The following is a 20,178-nucleotide window of genomic DNA, read 5'->3' on the forward strand; positions in this document are numbered from 1 at the left end:
GGTCTGCCGTCACGAGCGTCGCGTGAGCAGGGTCGCGGACGTCCCGCAGCTGACGGGGCTGCGGGCGGTCGGCGCCGTGTGGGTGCTCGCCCTCCACTCCTTGACCCTCACGGTCACGATGTGGCCGTCCGCCGAGCATGCGCGCAGCTTCGCCCAAGGTGGCTATCTCGGTGTCGACCTGTTCTTCGTGCTCAGCGGCTTCATCATCACGCTCAACTACCTCGACGTGCTGGGGCGCTGGACATGGCGCGGCGCGGCCGGGTTCCTCGGCCTGCGCCTGGCGCGGATCTACCCGGTGTTCCTGCTGATGCTGGTGGCCTGGGCGCTCTACCTCATGGCGCGGGCGCCGGACGTCTCGGTGCTGACGGATTCGCTGCTCAGCGCCCGCAACGTGGCGATGAACCTCGTGCTGCTCAACCACGTCCCGCCCAACTCGTCGATCGACGCCGTCGCCTGGACCGTGTGCCTCGAGATGGGTGCCTATCTCGCGTTCCCCGTCCTCGCCCTCGTCCTGATCCGGATCCGCTCGGCGTGGGTCGCGGGGGCGCTGGCGGCGGCGGTCACGGTCATCGGGCTCGTGTGCCTCCAGCGGTTCGACGTCCACGGCGTCGGCTTCTTCTCGTACCGGACCGGCTGGACCCGCCTCGCCATGCAGTTCCTCGCGGGCTGCTTCCTGTGCGTGGCCTGGACGCGCAGTGGTCGCTGGCGCCACGGCCGGCACTGGGACGTCATCGGCATTGTCGCGGCGATCGGCATCATCGTCGCGTGCCGGGCGCAGGACGTCCACGACGTCGGCTTCTATCCCCTGGCCGCAGTGCCGTGCCTCGGTCTCGTCGTGGTCGCCTGTGCCGGGGCCACGGGTCCACTCCTGCGTATGTTCAGGGCGCGGCCCGTCGTGTGGCTCGGCCGGGTCTCGTACTCGCTCTACATGACCCACACCCTGACGCTGGCCGTGGCGTCACTGCTGATCGGCCGGGTGTGGCAGGGCGGGCGCCCCGGCGAGGGCGTCGTGCGAGCCGTCATCCCGATCCTCGTGTACGCGGCGGTGATCGCGGTCGCCGCAGCCGTGTTCCACCTCGTCGAGGAGCCGGCCCGGCGTGGCCTGCGACGATCCATCAGCCGTCACCGCGTCGCCCCCTGAGTGGCGCGCGCGGCGGCCCCACGTGTCTGCGGCGTGACCCCTCGTCTGGTTCGATGGAGACGTGAGCCTTGCAGAGGATGACCGGTGACGCGGCGCCCCACCGTGGCGATCGCCCACGACTACCTGACTCAGCGCGGTGGCGCTGAGCGGGTCGTGCTGGCGATGGCGGCGGCGTTCCCCGAGGCCACGATCCACACGACGGTCTACGACCCCGACGCGACGTTCCCGGAGTTCCGCGACCTGCGCATCAAGACGTCCTGGCTCAACCGCATCCGCTTCTTCCGGCGCCATCACCGGCTCGCCCTGCCGTTGCTGCCGTTGGCCGCCTCGATGACCAAGATCGACGCGGACCTCGTCCTCGTCAGCAGCAGTGGCTGGGCGCACGGTTTCCGGTCGACGAGCCACAAGGTCGTCTACTGCTACTCGCCTGCGCGCTGGCTCTACCAGTCGCGGCGCTACCTCGGTGACAACGCGACCTGGACCGAGTCGCTGGCGCTGCGGCTGCTGCGACCGTTCCTGGTCTGGTGGGACCGCCGCGCGGCCAGGTCGGCCGATGCCTACATCACGATCTCGTCGATCGTCCAGGACCGGGTGCTCAACGAGTACGGCCGCACCTCGGTCGTGCTGCCGGCGCCCCGGCCCAACACCGTCGACCGGCCGTCGGTTCCGATCCCCGAGATCGTCGACTGGCTCGACGGGCACCCGTTCGAGCTGTGCATCTCGCGGCTGCTGCCCTACAAGAACGTCGGGGCGGCCATCGAGGCGTACGCCCAGGAGCCGCACCGACGCCTGATCATCGTGGGCCGCGGACCCATGGGCGACGACCTGCGTGCCGCGGCGCCTGACAACGTACGCCTGATGGAGGACATCACCGACGGCGAGATCGCCTGGCTCTATCGGCAGTCCCGGGCGCTCATCGCGATCAGTCACGAGGACTTCGGGCTGACTCCGCTCGAGGCGGCCTCGTTCGGCAAGCCCAGCATCGTCCTGCGCTGGGGCGGCTACATGGAGACGATGATCGAGCACGTCACGGCCCTGTTCATCGAGGAGCCGACGCCCGCCAACGTCCGCGACGCGCTGGCGCAGCTCGACGTCCACGAGTGGGATGTCGAGCGCATCAAGGAGCACGCCGAACGGCACAACGAAGAGGTGTTCGTCGAGGCGATACGCGAGCTGGTCAAGTCCCACCTCGGCGGCCCGGCTCCGCGCTGACCCAAATGGGCGTTCGGGTGACGTGTCGGCGACAACTCCGACAGGATCGAGCCCATGCGCGTACATCACCTCAACTGCGGTTCCATGCATCCACCGGCGACGGTGGAGGTCGTCTGCCACGTCCTCCTGTGCGAGACCCCGGACGGGCTCGTGCTCGTCGACAGTGGTCTCGGCCGGCAGGACTTCGCCGATCCACGACGTATGGGCGTCGCCAGGTTCCTGATGCGCCCCGACCGCGACGACGCGAAAACCGCGATCGGGCAGGTCGAGGCACGGGGGTTCACCGCCGCCGACGTGCAGCACATCGTGCTGACGCACATGGACTTCGACCACATCGGCGGAATCGCCGACTTCCCCGAGGCGACGGTCCACACGACGGCCGACGAGTACGACCGGGCCGTGCTCAACCCCGACTTCGCCTCGCGGCAGCGCTACTCGCAGCGGCAATGGGCGCATGAGCCCCGCATCCGGACGCATGCCGGACCCGGTGAGCTGTGGAAGCATGACCTGCACGGCGTCGAGGTGCTGCCGGGCATCACGTACCTCCCGATGCCGGGGCACACCAAGGGCCACGCCGCCGTGGCCGTCGAGACCTCGGACCGCGGTCTGCTGATCCACGCCGGTGACGCCGTGTTCGACGCCAGTCTCTACACGCCGAGCTCGCCCAGCGGCGCCTCGCTGGCGAAGATCCGGATCCTGCGCGGGTTCGAGCGGCTGATGGCAGTCGACCGCAAGCGGCTCGACGACAACCACGCCACGTTGCGCCGGCTCAACGGCGAGGCGGGTGTGACGGTGTTCAACGCGCACGACAAGCGCATCCTCGACGACCTCATCGGCCGCTGAGCCAGATCCTGGTCGAAGATCTCTTCGCCGAGCAGTGGCCATCGATGCCCTAAGGAGGCGCCCGCGGCCGACGCGCCAGCGAGCGACAGGGTGACGAGGCGCACGTAGCGATACGGAGAATACCTCCGTATAGTTGGTTGCGCGGAGCAATCACCGTGCTCCGCAACCCACCCCGCTCCTCCAGGAGAATTGCTGTGCCTTCGTCGACCCGACGCACTCACTACTGGCTGACCTTCGCCGTGCTCGCGGTGGCCGTGTCGTCCTACTCGCTCATGCAGTCGCTCACGATCCCGGTGCTGTCCGAGATCGAGCACGAGCTGAACACCGACCAGAACACCGTGACCTGGGTCCTGACCGCCTACCTGCTGTCCGCCTCGGTCTTCACGCCGATCATGGGCCGGCTCGGTGACGCCTTCGGCAAGGAGCGCCTGCTCGTCCTGTCGCTCGTCGCCCTCGCCGCCGGTTCGCTGCTCGCGGCACTGGCCGGCAGTATCGGCGTCCTGATCGTCGCCCGCATCATCCAGGGCGTCGGCGGAGGCGTCCTCCCGCTGGCATTCGGCATCATCCGCGATGAGTTCCCCACCCACAAGGTCGGCGGCGCCGTCAGCGTCGTCTCGTCGCTGCTGGCGGTCGGCTTCGGCGCGGGCATCGTGCTGGCCGGCCCGATCGTGTCGGGCCTCGGCTACCACTGGCTGTTCTGGCTGCCGTTCATCGTGACGTCGATCGCGGCGGTCGCCTCGATCGTCTTCGTCCCCGAGTCGCCGGTCCGTACGCCCGGCCGCATCTCGGTGCTGCCCGCGGTCCTGCTGTCGAGCTGGCTCGTCGCGCTCCTGCTCGCACTCAGCGAGGCGCCGAAGTGGGGCTGGGGCTCCGGCCGCACGGTCGGCCTCCTCGTGCTCGCCGTCGTGCTGATGGTCGCGTGGATCCAGGTCGAGCAGCGCGCTGCGGTGCCGCTGATCGACATGCGCATGATGCGCCTGCCCGGCGTGTGGACGACCAACCTCGTCGCGCTGCTCGTCGGCATCGGCATGTACGCGTCGTTCGGCTTCATCCCGCAGTTCAACCAGACGCCCAGCGCCAACGGGTACGGCTTCGGGTCGAGCGTCACCGAGTCCGGCATGCTGATGCTGCCGTCCGCGGTCGCGACGTTCCTGACCGGGCTCGTTGCCGCATCGATCGCGCGCCGGATCGGCCCGAAGACCGTCGTCGTGTTCGGCTCGGCACTCGGCGCTGCCGGCATGTTCCTGCTGGCCTACCTGCACGACACCAAGACACAGGTCGCGGTCGCCAACGGCATCACCGGCATCGGCATCGGCCTGGCGTTCGCATGCCTCGCCGGGCTCATCGTCGGCGCGGTCCCGCCCGAGCAGACCGGCGTCGCGAGCGGCATGAACGCCAACATCCGTACGATCGGCGGCTCCGTCGGCACCGCGGTCATGGCCAGCATCGTCACGGCGCACTTCCTGCCCAGTGGGTTCCCCAAGGAGGTCGGCTACACCGCCGGCTTCGCAGTCCTCGGCGGCGCGCTGCTGCTCGCGGCGATCGCCGGCCTGGCGATCCCCACGATCTCGGCCAAGAAGCTCGAGGAGCAGCTCGTGCAGGAGCCGTCTCCGGAGTCACTCATGGAGCCGGCAACAGCCTGATCCCCCGCACCTTCCCGCATGGTTGGTGCGGGAAGCCGCAAGCGCTGGTGATTCACTGCCCGCAGCGGTCTCGGACCGCGTAGACCGGGAACATGGTCGTCTTGGTGTGGGTGATTGTCGGCGTTGTCTTCGTGAACGCCGTCTTCGCCGTCTTCCTGGTGCTCCGGTTCAGGGCTGAAGGCAAACGCGCCGCTGACGCGCGCCATCGCCGCGAGGAGGCGGCCCACTGGGTCGGGACGACGCGCGGTTCGTCGCACCGGCACCTAGCATGACTGGGTGACGCGTCTCGGCTGGTTCTTCCGCGACGCGTCGGGACGCCTCGTCGTCGTCCAGCTCCCCAACACCGCCCTCGTCGTCTGGCTGGCGGCGACGGTCCTGCGCTGGAGCGCGTACGACTCGCGGGACACCGAGCTGCGCTGGATCGGCGCCGGCGCACTCATCGTGTGGGCGTTGGACGAGCTGGTGCGTGGGGCCTCGCCGTTCCGCCGGCTGCTCGGTGCCGTGGTGCTCGCCTGGCAGCTGGCGAACGTCTTCTAGGAGCTCGACAGCTCTCGGACCAGGTCCATGAACCGTCGCGCCGGGTCGGTGCGATCCGGCCCGCCGAGGTAGTGGTCAGCACGCTCGGCCCGTGCTGCCGCCAACGGATCGTCGCCGAGGGCTGCGTCCAGCGCGTCGCCCAGGCCTTCAAGGTCGCGGTCGATGACGTATGCCGCTGCGGCCGACGGGTGCGCTGCGCGGAACGCCTCGGGGTCGGCGTACTGCGCGGCGTACATGACCAGGGGCTTGCCACTCGCCATGAAGTCCACGACGATGCCCGACACGTCCGACACCATCGCGTCGACGGAGTTGAACGCGTCGATCAGCGGCTCGTCCATCGCGAACGGGCCACCGCGATGTGGTCGTCCCGTCGCTGCGACGTCGGCCTCGAGGAGCTGGTTGACCCGCACGATCATCGCCTCGGCCTCGGCGTGGTTCTGGCCCGCGAAGTGGCGGCGGAACACCACGGTGCAGCCACGATCGAGCAGCGCCTGCACGATCTGGTCCGCGACCGCCAGCGACGAGACGTTGAGACTGTCGTCGGCGTGCCGCCAGGTCGGTGCATAGAGGACGGTCGCCGGGCTGGGCACCGGCCCGGTGGCCGGGGCGATGCCCTCGGTCTGCGGGCGGCCGATGATGCGCAGCTTGTCGGCCGGGATCGACAGCCCGGCGGCCTCGAACCGGTCGATCGCCGCCTGCCCGGCGACGGTGACGATGTCGTACTGCAGCACCCGTTCGGACGCGCTGAGCGGCTTGTCGCTGTCACCGTGCCCGAGGAACACCTGCGTCGCGGACGAGCCGGCCATGAAGTCGGTGTTGGCCGCTGCGCCGTGTGGATAGAGCGCTCCGCGTACGCTCGCGGGGATCTGACCCTGCACGATCGGCACGTCCGGATACATCTCGGCGAGCTGGCCGAACAGCGCTGGCGTACGCGCGACGATGCACCAGTGCACACCGGTGCGCTCGACCCAGGGCGACCACATGCCGATGTGCACGCCGACCTTGCCTGCATAGGGGATCGCGATCGTCGGCGCGTACGCCTGGACGGCTGCGGCGGCCTCGCCACACTCCCGGGCGTACCGGTGCATGGTGCCGGCGATCACGGCGAGCCCGAGACCCCCGACAACCGCGATCACCAGGGCCGTGCCGGGCTGGAACATGACGTCGATGACCACGACGACCGTCAGCAACGCGGCGACCAGCGCCCACACCCGGAAGCGGAGCGGTGGCCGGTCAGCGAGGTGGGCCGGCTGGCCGGGGAAGTGTGCCGCGCGCGGCGGTCGGGCCGACGCACTGCGGCGGGCGACGACGCCGGTCGCGAGGCCCAGGACGAGCACGAGCAGGGCGGCGACGATCACGCCCCGACTCTAGGCCGTGCCGAGTCGGAACAGCGCAACGCTCCCCGACGTTGACCCGGATATGAAGAACGTCGGCTTCCTCTCCTTCGGCCACTACCAGGCCGTGCCCGGCTCGCAGACGCGTACGGCCGGTGATGTCCTGCTGCAGTCGATCGACCTCGCGGTCGCAGCCGAGGAGCTCGGCCTCGATGGCGCGTTCTTCCGCGTGCACCACTTCGCCCGCCAGCTGGCGTCACCGTTCCCGTTGCTGGCCGCGGTCGGTGCGCGTACGAGCCGCATCGAGATCGGCACCGGCGTGATCGACATGCGCTACGAGAACCCGCTCTACATGGCCGAGGACGCCGCCGCCGCCGACCTGATCAGCGAGGGTCGGCTCCAGCTCGGCATCAGTCGGGGATCACCCGAGACCGCGATCCGCGGCTACGAGTCGTTCGGCCACGTGCCCGAGGACGGTCAGAGCGACGCCGACATGGCCCGCGCCCACACCGAGCTGTTCCGGCACACGATCGCCGGTGCCGGTGTCGTGATGTCCGACCCGAGGATGACCGGGCAGTCGGCACCGCTGCCGATCATGCCCCAGTCGCCCGGCCTCGCCGACCGCATCTGGTGGGGCTCCGGCACGCGGGCGACGGCCGAGTGGACGGCCCAGCAGGGCATGAACCTCATGAGCTCGACGCTGCTCACCGAGGACACCGGGGTGCCGTTCGACGAGCTGCAGCTCGAGCAGATCCAGCGCTATCGCGCCACGTGGGCCGAGGCCGGCTGGGAGCGCGAGCCGAGGATCTCGGTCAGCCGCAGCGTCATCCCGATTCTCGACGCGCAGGATCGCGCCTACTTCGGCGAGCGCAGCGGTGAGGACCAGATCGGTCACCTCGACGGTGGCATCGCGAGGTTCGGCAAGTCGTACGTCGGGGAGCCCGACGCGCTGGCCGAGGAGCTCGCGCGAGATGTCGCCGTACGCGAGGCGGACTCGCTGCTGCTCACGGTGCCCAACCAGCTCGGCGTCGACTACAACGCCCGCCTCCTCGGCGCCCTCGCCGACCACGTCCTCCCCGCGATCGGCTGGAAACCCCGCACCTGAACGCGCTGAGCCTGACGTTTCTGCTGGTATGACACGGCATGTCGCAGCAGAAACGTCAGGCTCAGCGGGAGACCGCTAGCCCTCGAGGCGGGCCTTCAGGCCGTCGAGCTCGGTCCAGAGCACGGTCGGCAGCTTGTCGCCGAACTTCTCGAACCACTCGTTGATCTGCGGGATCTCGGCCTTCCACTCGTCGACGTCGACGCGCAGGGCCTGCTCGAGCTGCTCGGGCGTGACGTCGAGCCCGTCGGTGTCGATCGCGCCGGCGACGGGCACGAGGCCGATCGGCGTCTCGACCGCCTCGACCTTGCCCTCGACGCGCTCGATGACGTACTTGAGGATGCGGCTGTTCTCGCCGAAGCCCGGCCACAGGAAGCCGCCGTCCTCGTCGCGACGGAACCAGTTGACGTAGAAGATCTTGGGGAACTTCGACTCGTCGTTGTTCTTGGCCATGTTGATCCAGTGGCTGAAGTAGTCACCGGCGTCGTAGCCGATGAACGGCAGCATCGCCATCGGGTCGCGGCGGACGACACCGACCGCTCCGGTCGCAGCAGCCGTGGTCTCCGACGACAGCGTCGCGCCCATGAACGTGCCGTGGGTCCAGTCGCGGGCCTCGGTGACGAGCGGGATCGTCGTCTTGCGACGGCCGCCGAACAGGATCGCGTCGAGCGGTACGCCGTTGGGGTCGTCGTACTCGGCCGCGAGGGTCGGGCACTGCTTGATCGGCGTGCAGAACCGGCTGTTGGGGTGCGACGAGACCTCGTCGGACGCAGGGGTCCAGTCGCGGCCCTTCCAGTCCGTCAGGTGCGCCGGCGGCTCGTCCGTCATGCCTTCCCACCACACGTCACCGTCATCGGTCAGCGCGACGTTGGTGAACACCGAGTTGCCCTGGTCGATCGTGCGCATCGCGTTGGCGTTGGTGTCCCAGCCCGTGCCGGGGGCGACGCCGAACAGGCCGAACTCGGGGTTGACGGCATACAGACGACCGTCGGCACCGACGCGGATCCACGCGATGTCGTCGCCGATCGTCTCGACCTTCCAGCCGGGGACGGTCGGCTCGACCATCGCGAGGTTGGTCTTGCCGCACGCGCTCGGGAACGCCGCCGCGACGTACTTGACGACGTTCTCGGGCGACGTGAGCTTGAGGATCAGCATGTGCTCGGCCATCCAGCCCTCGTCGCGGCCCATGACCGAGGCGATACGGAGCGAATAGCACTTCTTGCCCAGCAGGGCGTTGCCGCCGTAGCCGGAGCCGAACGACCAGATCATCCGCTCCTCGGGGAACTGGACGATGTACTTGGTCTCGTTGCACGGCCACGGGACGTCCTGCTGGCCGTCGGCGAGTGGAGCACCGATCGAGTGCAACGCGGGCACGTAGTCGGCGTCGAGCTCCTCGATCCTGTCCAGCACGTTCTTGCCGACGCGGGCCATCACGGTCATCGACGCGACGACGTAGGCGGAGTCCGTGATCTCGACGCCGAACATCGGGCTGCTCGAGTCGAGGTGACCCATGACGAACGGGATGACGTACATCGTGCGGCCCTGCATGCAGCCGTCGTAGAGGTTCGTCATGATCGCCTTCATGTCCGAAGGCTCCATCCAGTTGTTGGTCGGGCCGCAGTCGGCCTCGTCAACACTGCAGATGTAGGTACGGTCCTCGACGCGAGCGACATCGCTCGGATCGGACGCGCACCAGAACGAGTTGGGCTTCTTGGACTCGTCGAGTCGTACGAAGGTGCCGGAGGCGACGAGGTCATCGGTCAGCGTGACCCATTCCTCGGGAGTGCCTTCGACCCAGTGGATGGCGGCGGGGTTGGTCAGGGCGGCGACTTCGTCAACCCAGGCCTGGAGCCTGGGGTGCGTCGTCCGGTAGGTGGAAATGACGGTGTCTGCGGACATGTGTGAACTTTTCCTTCTCGCGCATCGCGAACCAAGCGCATTGATTCGCACTCCCTCGGCATGCGGGCCTCAGGTAGCTGATGTGTGATGAATCGGCACCGACGGGCGATGACGATTCTGCCGACTTTACGTGCCATATCTGGCGTTTGGGCTGGTCGGAAGGGGTGAACATAGTCACACGTATGACAGGAGGGGCGGCGCCTCGCGGCACCGCCCCTCCATGGTTCGTACGGTCTAGCTGCCGAACGTCACCCGGAAGCCGAAGGAACCGGTGACGGTTCCCGGGGCCCGCAGGTTGGCGTACAGGTCCTGCGCCGAGTAGGTGTTCGGGCGGTGGTAGCGACGCAGGATGTTGTCGGCGCGCGGCTCCTGCTTGATGAGGTCGAGCAGCTCGTCGAGGCTCTCAGGCTCGTAGTACTCCTCTTCCTCGTCGTCGAAGCCGAACTCCTCCTCGTCGTCCCAGCTGTACGACTGGCCGGTCAGCCGGATCGAGCCGGTGCCCTTGGCGCTCGCCGACGTCTTGACCTGGAACGGGACCGTCGTGGGCTCGACCTCGGACAGGTAGTTCGCCGCGGCGAGCTTGACCCGCAGGCTCAGCGTGGCGCCGGGCTTCGCCTTGATCGGCGTGTCCGAGCTGATGTTCTTCCACACGCCGTTGCTGAGGACCTGCGCACCGACGGTGCGGAACGCGCGATAGTCCGGCAGGAACGTCGAGTTGACCTCGACCTTGGAGACGGTGACCTTCTCGAAACCGTTCGAGACCAGGGCCTCGACGTCGCTGGCCGCCAGGTAGGACGCCTCGTCGGGGAAGGCCTCGAACGCCGAGACGTGCTGCGTCCGCTGGAACACCTCAGGCGTCGGGACGCCGTCGATCGTGCGGGTGTAGTGGATCTTCCACGTGATCGTGGCGTCGCCCGACGAGTACTGGTTCAGCAACGTCACGGCGTCGTTGTAGACCTGGGCGGACACGACGTACGACAGCGCGGCAGGAACGGCGACGTCGGTCGTCGCGTCGCGCGTGTCACCGAGACCGGTCGCGTGCGTGACGACCTCGATGTTGGTGGGCTGCTGGCCGAGCGTGCCGAGGATGCCGGCGAGCCGGTCCTGGTTGATGACGCCCTTGACGGCACCGACGTTCGCGATCTTGTACGACGATCCGAGGCCACCGTCCTCCTGGACGTCGACCGCGCTGGCGCCGTTGAACGTCTCGGTGGACTTGCCGGTGAACTCGTCGGGGTGGCCGAAGGCGAAGACCTTGTTGCCGCAGATCGCGGTGACGGTGCCGACCGCCGCGGTCGTGACGTCTCCGGTGGAGAACGTCGTGGCGATGTTGCCGCCGACCTGGATGGGGTAGTCGGCGTCAGCGCCCAAGGATGCGCCACCGGAGCGGAACCCGCCTGACTTGTTCGGGGCCTTCGCCTGCAGCATCGGCGACTTGGCGGCGATCTTGTTGGCGGCGGCAGCGGGGATGCCGCTGACCTGCTTGCTCGGCGTGATGATGTGCCCGGTGCCGAGAGCGCCCGGCGCGTCGCTGGCCTTGGCGATGGCGGCGGCTTCCTTGGCCGTCGCGCGCACCGTGCCGCGGGCGGCCGACAGGGTTGAGTACTTCGGGTTGGCGAGGTCGTACATGTACGTCGCCGGGGTGACACCAGCACGCGGGCTGGCGACCGAGCTGAAACCGTACGAGACGGCGCCGACCAGCTCGCCGGTCGCGTCGTCGTAGACCGGCGAGCCGGACATGCCGGCCCAGATGCCGGCGTCGACGCTGCCGTCGCCGTGCGTGATGCGGCTGCCTTCCATGTCGAAGACCGGGAGGTCGAGGCCCGGCGCGATGCCGTTCTCGATGGTCCCGACGTACGTGCCGTGGAACTCCTCCGGAGTCGTGCCCTTGACCGTCGTGAGACCCGTGACGGTCGTGACTCCGGGGACGAGGTCGCCGATCGGCAGGGCGGCCGGACACGGGTCGGATCCCGGGACCGGTGGCGCTGCAGTGGCAGCGCTGGTCGACACGGCGATGCCGGCCGCGACCAGCGCGAAGGTTGAGGTGACGCTGGCGATTCTGCGCAGCGGGCGTGCCGACATGACGGGTCCTCCCCGATCGGTGACAGGTTGTTGTGCATCACCCTAGGGGACGCTCGGACCATGTGGGCCAAGTCCGAGGAACTGGCCAGATTTTCCCTCCGCGAAGCGCCACGCTAGACTCAGCGAGGCCCTTCGGGGCATGCGCCCGTAGCTCAACGGATAGAGCATCTGACTACGGATCAGAAGGTTAGGGGTTCGAATCCCTTCGGGCGCGCCAGACGTTCCCGTCGTTCCGGCCAGAAGCTGGGATGGCGGGATTTCTCGTTGTCGACGGATGGCCCTGCAGGAACCCGTATCGTCCGGTCATGGACATCGAGCGGATCGTGCCTGCGGACCTGGGGCGAGCGAGCATGCTCGGGAGGTTCAACGGTTCGATCGAGGAGCAGTACAACGAGTGGTTTCTCAGCCGCACGTGGCCCACCAGCCGGGCCATCCTGTGGATCTCGGTCCTGGTCTGGGCCACCGCTCCTTTCGTCCTGCCGCGCGTTCTCGATCTCGACGGGCCGATTCTCTCGTTCACGATCACGGCTGTGTGCTGGGGAATCGGTCTTCCTGCGGTGCTCGTTCCGGTGCTGCTGGGCGAGCGTCACATGCGCATGTGGGTGCAGCCGGCGGTACTGACGCTGACCACGATGTGTGGGCTGCTGGGTGTCTACCTGACGGATGCAGACGACACGCCGAACCTGATGGTGTCGACGATCGGGTTCTTCATGTTCATCGCGCCGATCGTGCAGTTTCCGTTCAGGAGCACGGGGATTGTCCTCCTTCTCACCGTGCCCTTGGCGGTGGTCGTCGCGATCGTCCTTGCCGACCGTGACGGGACCTGGAACGGCACCCTCAACTACCAGCTGTGGCTGCTGAGCTCGACCTCGTTGATCGTTCTCGGGATCAGCCTGGTCATCGAGAACACGTTGAGGGGCCGGTTCGTCGATGAGCAGATCATCGCGCGCCAGCAGGAAGAGCTGCTCAGCTCACGGGCGCTGATTCGTCGCTACGCCCCGCCGGCGGTCGCTGACCGGCTTGAGCACGGCGACACCACGGTCGACTCCCCTCAGCGGCGGCGGGTCACGGTGCTCTTCGCCGATGTCGTCGGGTTCACCACCTTGGCGGACCGGCTCGATCCGGAAGCCCTCGCCGAGATCGTCAACGAGTACCTGGGCTCGGTCGCACAGATCATCGAGAGTCATGGCGGCACGCTGAACGAGTTCGCCGGTGACGGGGTGATGGCGATCTTCGGTGCGCCGGACGAGATGGAGGCACACGAACAGGTCACCTCAGCCCTTGGCGCCGCTCAGGAGCTGCAGCGCTCGTTGCCCGTCTGGAGCCAGCGGTGGTACGAGCTGGGGATCGACCAGGACCTCAAGGCCAGGATCGGCATCAACACGGGCGTCCTGTCCATCGGTACGTTCGGTTCTGCCGTGCGCGCGACGTACACCGGCATCGGACTGCAGACCAACATCGCCGCGCGCATCCAGTCCGAGTGCCGACCCGGGTCAGTGCTCCTCTCGAAGACGAGCTGGCACCTTGTCTCGGACAGTGTCCCCTGCGAGCCACGCGGCGAGGTCCAGGTCAAGGGTGTCCACTTCCCCATCGCGATGTACGAGCCACTGCCCGCTTGAGCCCGCCGTTGCAGGTGTTGCTGTGGTAGGACTTCGGCATGCACTGGTCACCGCTGGCATCGCTCGACGATGGCGAGCAACAGGCCGTCCTGGGGGCAGCGCGACGTCGCTCGTTCGCCAAAGGGGAGATCGTCTTCCACGCGGGCGACCGCTCGGACTCGGTGCACCTGGTCGTCTCGGGGCACTTCTCCGTGATGGTCTCCACGCCGGACGGGGACCTGGCGACACTCAACGTGCTTGGTTCGGGTGACTGGTTCGGCGAGCTGTCGATGCTGGGCGAGCAGGATCCGGCGCCGCGTTCGGCCACGATCGTGTCGCTCGACGCCGCGGAGACTCTCGTGCTCACGCAACCGGCCTTTCACCGCTTGTGCGAGAGCCATCCCCGCATCGAGCGTCTGGTGGGGGGCTTGATGGCTGCTCGTATCAGGAAGCTCAGCGCGGACCTGCTGGAGGCGAGGTACGTCGACCTGGACCAACGTCTGTATCGCGCGCTCCTCGACGTGGGCGACGTGTTCGGCGGGCGGGACTCGGGATTCACGATCCCCCTGACGCAGGAACAGCTGGCAGACCTCGTCGGCGGCACCAGGCCGTCGGTCAACCAGGTGCTCCAGCAGCTCGCGCGTGAGGGGATCGTCCAGGTCGCGCGCGGCAGGGTGACGGTTGTCGACGAGCAGGCGCTGGCACGCAAGGCCGGCCGATGACCTCCCTCCGACCTCCGGATCTGATCGCGGCGCCGCTAGAACGCTGCGAGTCGACTGTCCGCCGAGGATCGTAGAGCGTCGGCGAACGCGGGGTTCATGTCGACCAGGGCCTGAAGGGCGGTGCCCTCAAGACGCAGAGCCGTGACGTCGGTGGACGCGACGATCGAGGCGCTGCGCAGGCGATGGTCGACCAAGGCGATCTCACCGAACACGTCGCCGGGGCCGAGGGTCCTGCGGACCTCACCAGACTTGCGAACCTCGACGCTGCCTTTGAGCAGGATGTAGGCCGAGTCCGCCGGCGTCATCTCCATCATGATCGCCCAGCCCTTCGGGATGTGGACCGACGTCCCGACCGTGGCGAGCGCCCTGACCAGCGCGGCGTCGAAGGTGGTCATACGGGTCAGGTCGTTCTCGACCTGACGGTCGAGCCTGTGCTTGTGACTCATGGGTGTGTCCCTTCAGGTTGGAGCGGACACGTCGCCGCTCGTGAGCCCCATCGTCGCGACCTTGGGCCGAGGGTTCTGTTCGCTGGCCGACACAAGAAGTCCCGCCGGAGCTGATGCTCGGGCGGGACTTCTGTCGTATGCGATCCGTCAGGGACTGAGGTTGGCGTCGAACGTGTCGGGCTTGTGGATGAACCCGGCCCGGCCGAGCGGCCACACCCGCAGCCAGGCCTTGCCGACCACGCTGCTCTCGGAGATGAATCCGCCGCCCGGGTCACCCATGTGAGCGCGGGAGTCACTGGAGTTGCCGCGGTTGTCGCCCATGACCCACAGGTGTCCCTTGGGCACCTTGACCTCGAACGTCTTGTCCTTGGTGGCGGTCTCGTCGAGCACGTAGGGCTCGGTGAGCTCCTTGCCGTTGACCGTCAGCTTGCCGTCGGTGCAGCACGCCACGGTGTCGCCACCGACCCCGATGACACGTTTGATGAGGTGGCCGCCGGTGGGGAACAGGCCGACGGTCTCGAGTGCCTTCTGGATCGGGTTGGACGCGTGCTTGGAGTCCTCGGCGCTCAGCCAGCCCCCCGGGTCGTCGAACACCACGATGTCGCCGCGCTTCACGTCGCCGCCCCAGTAGGACACCTTCTGCACGAGGATCTTGTCGTTGACGAGCATCGTCGGCTCCATCGACTCCGACGGGATGTAGAACGCCTGGAGGAAGAACGTCTTGACGACCACGGCCATGACCATGGCGGTGGCGACCAGAAGGATCGATTCCTGCCAGACCGGCAGCTGTTTGCGCGTCTTCTTCTGATCCGTCACGCACAGAGCCTAGCCGGACCTTGCCAAACGCCGGATCTCAGGATTCCTCCCGGCGATTCCGCGGAGTCGTGCGACGCACGAGATCCCCGGGGCATCGCCCGGGGATCTCGTGTCGTGCTCACGGCTTCTTGGCGGGTGCCTTCTTGGCCGGCTTCGGTGCCGTCACGTCCGCCGAGGCCGCCGGCGTGGGTGGCGCCGGGAACGGCTCGGGCGGCGGCGGGGTCTGACCCTTGCCCTTCACCGCAGCGAACGCCGCGGCACCGGCGCCGGTCAGTACGCCGAGGAACGCGACGCGCTTGAGCTTCGAGCGCTTCTTGGGCTTGACCTTGTCGGGCACCTTGTCCGCGACACCGTCGGGGAGACGGTCGAACAGGTCGTCGCGCAGGTCACGCAGCTGGTCCTTGTCGGGCAGCATGTCGACCAGTGAGTCGCGTACGCCCGGCGCCCGGTCGACGACCTGCTGGCGGAGCTCTTCGGTCTGGCTCGCCAGGTCATCCAGGCGTGCTTCGAGTCGGTTGCGGAACTTCTTCTTCTTGAACGGCATGGATTCTCCTCGTGTCGTGGTGGTTTCGATCGGTCGCAGCCTCACTCCAAGGCGACCTCCTGGGGCTTCTTGTCGGGACGCAGGCCGCGCCAGCTGGGCTGGCGAAGATGGCCGCCGGCCGTCCACTCCGCGAACGACACCTCGCCGACGAGGCGGGGCGTCACCCACTGGGCATCACGGGTGACCTCGCGGGGGATGTCGCCGAACGGGCTGGTCTTGCGGGTCAGCTTCGACAACCGCTGCTGGAGGTCGGCCAACGTACGCTCGTCGAATCCCGTGCCGACCTTGCCGACGTAGCGGAGCCCGTCCTCGGTGGGGATGCCGAGCAGCAGTGCGCCGATCGTGCCGCTGCGGGCGCCTTGGCCTGCGCGCCAACCGCCCACGACGACCTCCTGCATGCGCTGGTGCTTGACCTTGGTCCACGCCGTTGCGCGCTTGCCACCGAGGTAGCGGCTGTCGCGCCGCTTGGCCAGCACACCCTCGAGCCCGAGCGTCTTGCTCGACTCGACGGCGTCCTCCAGCGAGCCCTCGTGGGCCTTGGGCACGTCGACGACGTCCGCCGCGATCTTGAGCGTCTGCAGGGCCTTGCGCCGTTCGACGTACGTCTCCTCGACCAGCGAGTCGCCGCCGGAACGCATGAGGTCGAACACGAGGTACGTGACCGGCACCTCGCGGCGAGCGGCCTCGACGTCGGCTTCCTTGGTCAGCCCCATGCGCTGCTGCAGCCGGCCGAAGTCGGGGACCCCGGCGGCGTTGAGCGCGACGATCTCGCCGTCGAGCACCGTGTCGTCGAGCCCGAGCTCGGCCAGGGCGTTCACGACCTCGGGATAGCCGGCGGTGACGTCGTTCTCGTTGCGGGTGAACAGGCCGACGTCCTTGCCGTCGATCACCGCGACCGCCCGGATGCCGTCCCACTTCATCTCGAACGCCCACTCGTCCTCGTCGTGGACGTCGCCCGCCGACCCGAGCTTGGCGAGCATCGGCGCCACGAAGCCCTTCTTCATCGAGCGCGGCGCTGCTGTCCTGCGGGGTGGCTTCGGCGCCTCCATCAGGTGGATCAGCCAGTTCTTGCCGGTCTTGATCAGGGCGAACTTCCGGGGTCCGCCGAGCCCGCCGCCCTTGCGGCCGGTGAGCGTCGCGATGACTTCCTTGCCATCGCGCCACTTCTCGAGCTCGAACGTCCCGGCGTCCCAGATCGTGACCTCGCCGCCGCCGTACTCGCCCTTGGGGATCGTGCCCTCGAACGTGCCGTACTCCAGCGGGTGGTCCTCGGTCTGCACCGCGAGGTGGTTCTTCTTGGGATCCGTAGGCGGGCCCTTGGGCAGCGCCCACGAGACCAGGACGCCGTCGTGCTCGAGCCGGAAGTCCCAATGGAGGCTGCTGGCGTGGTGCTCCTGGATCACGAACGAGTTTCCATCACCGCCACCCGGGGCTTCGACAAGCTCAACCGGCGAGGACGGCACCGGCTCGGGCGTCTTCTTCGCATCACGCTTCGACCGATAGGTCGCGAGCTTGTCGCTTGCCGGCGGCGGCCCGGCCAGGTCGGCCATGGGGTCCTTGCGCCGCCTCATGCGCTGCAGCACCTCGTCCATCGTGAGGTGCTGCAGGTCGTCGTTGAGCTCACGCCACGTGCGGGGCACCGCGACGTAGGGCTCGGTCCGCCCGCGCAGCGAGTAGGGCGCGATCGTGGTCTTGTTGGCGTTGTTCTGGCTCCAGTCGACCAGGACCTTGCCGCCGCGCAGGCTCTTCTTCATCGAGCTGACCACGAGGTCGGGCAGGTCGGCCTCCAGCACCTGGGCGAACTGCTTGGCGAACTGGTTGACGTAGTCGGCGTCGTGCTCGCCGTCGAGCCCGGCATAGAGGTGGATGCCCTTGCTGCCGCTCGTCACCGGGTAGGCCTCGAGGTCGAGCTCGCGCAGCAGCGCGCGAGCCCGCTTGGCCACCTCGACGCACTCGGGCAGTCCCGCGCCCGGTCCGGGGTCGAGGTCGAGCACGAGGTGGTCGGGGTTCAGCTTCTTGCCGCGACTGTCGACCTTCCACTGCGGGACGTGCAGCTCGAGCGCGCCGACCTGTCCGGCCCACGCGAGCGCGGCGGCACTGTCGAACACCGGATAGGTGTTGACGTGATCGCTGTGCTGGATCTCCACACGCCGGATCCAGTCCGGCGCCGACGACGGCAGGTTCTTCTCGAAGAACACCTCGCCCGGCTTGTCCGCCGTGCCGACGCCGTCGACCCAGCGCTTGCGCGTCACGATGCGGCCGGCGAGGTGTGGCAGCAGGAACGGCGCGATCTCCATGTAGTAGGAGATGACCTCGGCCTTGGTCGTACCGGTGGACGGATAGATGACCTTGTCGGGGTTGGTGAGGCGGAGGCGCTGGCCGGCGACCGACACGGTCTGGGTGTCGTTCTTGCGCGCCATCGGGCCTCCTCTCGCTCACCGGCTCGTACCCGGGGGGGACCGGGCGAAACGCGAGGGACACGCCGCACCGAGACGCTGAGATGGCTAGTTGGAACCATATCGACTAGTCAGTTGCGACCACGAGGCTCTTGCGCTTCAGACACCACAGTGCCATGGTTGGAGCACCGGTTGAGCAGAAGCCGGTTGACGGATCGAGACCCCTGGGGGTTTTACCGTGAACACTGCTCCCGCAATGGCGCAGCACGATGACACGCACGATCTGCTCGAAGCGGCGCGTCACGCAGACGATGCCGAACGAGAGCTCCTCGAGGACGAGGTGGTTCGTCGCCATCTCGGTCTCGCGCACCATCTGGCCGGGCGTTATGCCGGCCGAGGAGCCGACCGCGACGACCTGACGCAGGTCGCCTGCTTCGCCTTGGTCAAGGCCATTCGTGGCTTCGATCACGACCGTGGTGAGTTCGTACCCTTTGCCACGGTCACGATTCTCGGCGAGATCAAGAAGTATTTCCGCGACTACTGCTGGGGCATCCGGCCACCGCGCCGGATCCAGCAGATGCAGGCGGACATCTCCAGCGCGACCGAACGCTGCTTGCAGTCAGACTCCCGGCAGCCGGACATCGAGACGATCGCCGACGAGATCGACGCCGGCGTCGATGACGTCCGGGAGGCGATGGCGGCACGCAGCTGCTTCTCACCGACGTCGCTCGACCAGCCCGTTCGCGAGAGCGGCCGGCCGCTGGGCGAGACGATCGCCAGCGACGCGTCCGACTACGAGTTCATCGACGACTGGGTGACGATCGAGCCGCTGTGCCGCGAGCTCGATGACGACGAGCGACTGTTGCTCCGGCTCAGGTTCGTGGAGGACAAGACCCAGCAGGAGATCGCGGAGATTGTCGGGGTGAGCCAGATGCAGATCTCTCGTCGGCTCGCCAAGCTGCTGGCCAGGCTCCGAGAATCCGCGCTCGCAGCCGACGCAGCCTGACGATGGGCGGTCACCGATCCGGTGACCGCCCATCCGCGCGCGTTGGGTAGAGTGCAGTCGCCGGTTCAGCAGCAGCCGCTCCATCTTGCTGACCCGAGGAACGGTCCCGTGCGACGCACTACCCTCACCTTTCGCCTGAGCGGCCCTGACATCCAGCGCGATCTGCTCCATGAGTTCGCCCTCCATCACGACGTGATCGCGTGTGCGCTCGACGGAGACGGCACGGCAAAGATCTCCGTCCAGACGAGCAACGCGCCGGCCGCACTGTGGGACGTGCGTGCGACGGTCGGCATGTTCGACGACGCCGCCGAGGAGCTCGAGCCTCAATGACCTTCGGACTCGAACGTGAACGGCCGGGTGACGAACGCGGGCGCTCCCACGCTGAGGTGATCGGCCATCTCGTCGGCAACGGTCGCCGCCAGGGCGGCCGTCGTGCTCGCAGTCGACGCTGCTGTGGTGCTGGCGCCGAGCGGCGGGTGCCAGATCAGGGCGACGTCATGGTGCACGCCGCAGGCGCGGCACAGGTCGCGGACCCGGTCGGACTCCGCAGCATCCTCGGTCTCGGGACACACGGCGACGACGTGCGAACGGGGCTCCGGGGTGTCGGCCAGCTGCTTGAATGCCTCGGCACCGGCCACGGTGTCCAGCCGCATGATCGCGTGGGTCACCGACTGCAACCACCCGGTCGCGACCGTCACCGAGTGCGTCTTGCAGCCGCGCCGGTCGAGCTGGTTGCTGAGGGCGTGGTCGAGCGGATCGCTCCCGCCGAAGATGGTGACGGTGGTTCCGGTGGAGCCCGGATCGAAGGTCATCGGGCATCCCCTTCCCGAGATTCGAGGAGCGGCACGGTGTTGCCG

19 protein-coding genes and 1 tRNA gene are annotated in these 20,178 nt (G+C 68.1%); 12 read left to right on the plus strand and 8 right to left on the minus strand.

Going from position 1 to position 20,178, the window contains the following annotated elements:
* Positions 1–22: 22 nt before the first annotated feature.
* The 6 genes from ESP70_RS16915 (at position 23) to ESP70_RS16940 (ending at position 5,376) form a co-directional block, all read left to right on the plus strand.
* The gene (locus tag ESP70_RS16915; RefSeq protein ID WP_149690466.1) at positions 23–1,141 is read left to right on the plus strand and encodes an acyltransferase family protein; all 1,119 of its coding nucleotides are present in this window, start codon (positions 23–25) and stop codon (positions 1,139–1,141) included.
* 84 nt (positions 1,142–1,225) lie between these two features.
* Positions 1,226–2,353, plus strand: coding sequence for a glycosyltransferase (locus ESP70_RS16920; RefSeq protein WP_149690467.1), 1,128 nt, complete (start codon positions 1,226–1,228; stop codon positions 2,351–2,353).
* A 54-nt stretch (positions 2,354–2,407) separates the two neighbouring features.
* On the plus strand, positions 2,408–3,196 hold the full coding sequence (locus ESP70_RS16925; RefSeq protein ID WP_149690468.1) for an MBL fold metallo-hydrolase: 789 nt from the start codon (positions 2,408–2,410) through the stop codon (positions 3,194–3,196).
* 194 nt (positions 3,197–3,390) lie between these two features.
* Positions 3,391–4,839, plus strand: a complete 1,449-nt coding sequence (locus ESP70_RS16930; RefSeq protein WP_149690469.1) for an MFS transporter — start codon at positions 3,391–3,393, stop codon at positions 4,837–4,839.
* Positions 4,840–4,931: 92 nt separating this feature from the next.
* Entirely contained in the window at positions 4,932–5,111 is a 180-nt protein-coding gene (locus ESP70_RS16935; protein WP_149690470.1) for a hypothetical protein, read from the plus strand.
* 4 nt (positions 5,112–5,115) lie between these two features.
* Entirely contained in the window at positions 5,116–5,376 is a 261-nt protein-coding gene (locus ESP70_RS16940) for a hypothetical protein (RefSeq protein WP_149690471.1), read from the plus strand.
* Here ESP70_RS16940 and ESP70_RS16945 read toward each other — a convergent pair.
* Entirely contained in the window at positions 5,373–6,734 is a 1,362-nt protein-coding gene (locus tag ESP70_RS16945) for a CDP-glycerol glycerophosphotransferase family protein (protein ID WP_149690472.1), read from the minus strand. The two genes, ESP70_RS16940 and ESP70_RS16945, sit on opposite strands and share 4 nt — an antisense overlap.
* A 61-nt stretch (positions 6,735–6,795) precedes the next feature.
* Here ESP70_RS16945 and ESP70_RS16950 point away from each other — a divergent pair, with 61 nt between their 5' ends.
* Positions 6,796–7,815, plus strand: coding sequence for an LLM class flavin-dependent oxidoreductase (locus ESP70_RS16950; RefSeq protein WP_149690473.1), 1,020 nt, complete (start codon positions 6,796–6,798; stop codon positions 7,813–7,815).
* Between the two features lie 75 nt (positions 7,816–7,890).
* On the opposite strand, the gene ESP70_RS16955 is transcribed toward ESP70_RS16950, so the two are convergent.
* A complete protein-coding gene (locus ESP70_RS16955) occupies positions 7,891–9,711 on the minus strand; it encodes a phosphoenolpyruvate carboxykinase (GTP) (protein ID WP_149690474.1) in 1,821 nt (606 codons plus the stop codon).
* Positions 9,712–9,945: 234 nt separating this feature from the next.
* On the minus strand, positions 9,946–11,793 hold the full coding sequence (locus ESP70_RS16960; protein ID WP_149690475.1) for a hypothetical protein: 1,848 nt from the start codon (positions 11,791–11,793) through the stop codon (positions 9,946–9,948).
* Positions 11,794–11,934: 141 nt separating this feature from the next.
* Between ESP70_RS16960 and ESP70_RS16965 the strand changes: the two genes are divergently transcribed.
* The 3 genes from ESP70_RS16965 to ESP70_RS16975 all read left to right on the plus strand — a co-directional run bounded on the left by ESP70_RS16965 (position 11,935) and on the right by ESP70_RS16975 (position 14,113).
* Positions 11,935–12,010, plus strand: a tRNA-Arg gene (locus ESP70_RS16965).
* A gap of 88 nt (positions 12,011–12,098) precedes the next feature.
* On the plus strand, positions 12,099–13,412 hold the full coding sequence (locus ESP70_RS16970; RefSeq protein ID WP_188110676.1) for an adenylate/guanylate cyclase domain-containing protein: 1,314 nt from the start codon (positions 12,099–12,101) through the stop codon (positions 13,410–13,412).
* Positions 13,413–13,450: 38 nt separating this feature from the next.
* Positions 13,451–14,113 carry a Crp/Fnr family transcriptional regulator gene (locus tag ESP70_RS16975; protein WP_149690477.1) on the plus strand — a complete coding sequence of 221 codons (663 nt, stop codon included), beginning with the start codon at positions 13,451–13,453 and terminating at the stop codon, positions 14,111–14,113.
* Positions 14,114–14,148: 35 nt separating this feature from the next.
* Here ESP70_RS16975 and ESP70_RS16980 read toward each other — a convergent pair whose 3' ends face one another.
* From ESP70_RS16980 to ESP70_RS16995, 4 genes are all read right to left on the minus strand, one after another.
* Positions 14,149–14,559 carry a cyclic nucleotide-binding domain-containing protein gene (locus ESP70_RS16980; RefSeq protein ID WP_246162070.1) on the minus strand — a complete coding sequence of 137 codons (411 nt, stop codon included), beginning with the start codon at positions 14,557–14,559 and terminating at the stop codon, positions 14,149–14,151.
* Between the two features lie 147 nt (positions 14,560–14,706).
* The gene (gene lepB, locus ESP70_RS16985; RefSeq protein WP_056210512.1) at positions 14,707–15,375 is read right to left on the minus strand and encodes a signal peptidase I; all 669 of its coding nucleotides are present in this window, start codon (positions 15,373–15,375) and stop codon (positions 14,707–14,709) included.
* 118 nt (positions 15,376–15,493) lie between these two features.
* A complete protein-coding gene (locus tag ESP70_RS16990; RefSeq protein WP_149690478.1) occupies positions 15,494–15,919 on the minus strand; it encodes a hypothetical protein in 426 nt (141 codons plus the stop codon).
* Positions 15,920–15,960: 41 nt separating this feature from the next.
* A complete protein-coding gene (locus ESP70_RS16995) occupies positions 15,961–18,339 on the minus strand; it encodes an ATP-dependent DNA ligase (protein ID WP_149690479.1) in 2,379 nt (792 codons plus the stop codon).
* A gap of 214 nt (positions 18,340–18,553) precedes the next feature.
* Here ESP70_RS16995 and ESP70_RS17000 point away from each other — a divergent pair, with 214 nt between their 5' ends.
* The gene (locus tag ESP70_RS17000) at positions 18,554–19,321 is read left to right on the plus strand and encodes a sigma-70 family RNA polymerase sigma factor (RefSeq protein ID WP_149690480.1); all 768 of its coding nucleotides are present in this window, start codon (positions 18,554–18,556) and stop codon (positions 19,319–19,321) included.
* Between the two features lie 108 nt (positions 19,322–19,429).
* Positions 19,430–19,651 carry a hypothetical protein gene (locus tag ESP70_RS17005; RefSeq protein WP_149690481.1) on the plus strand — a complete coding sequence of 74 codons (222 nt, stop codon included), beginning with the start codon at positions 19,430–19,432 and terminating at the stop codon, positions 19,649–19,651.
* On the opposite strand, the gene ESP70_RS17010 is transcribed toward ESP70_RS17005, so the two are convergent.
* Positions 19,645–20,133 carry a hypothetical protein gene (locus tag ESP70_RS17010; RefSeq protein ID WP_149690482.1) on the minus strand — a complete coding sequence of 163 codons (489 nt, stop codon included), beginning with the start codon at positions 20,131–20,133 and terminating at the stop codon, positions 19,645–19,647. The genes ESP70_RS17005 and ESP70_RS17010 overlap by 7 nt on opposite strands.
* Between the last annotated feature and the right edge of the window lie 45 nt (positions 20,134–20,178).

It is taken from the genome of Aeromicrobium ginsengisoli, from assembly GCF_004134905.2.
Classification (GTDB): domain Bacteria; phylum Actinomycetota; class Actinomycetes; order Propionibacteriales; family Nocardioidaceae; genus Aeromicrobium; species Aeromicrobium ginsengisoli.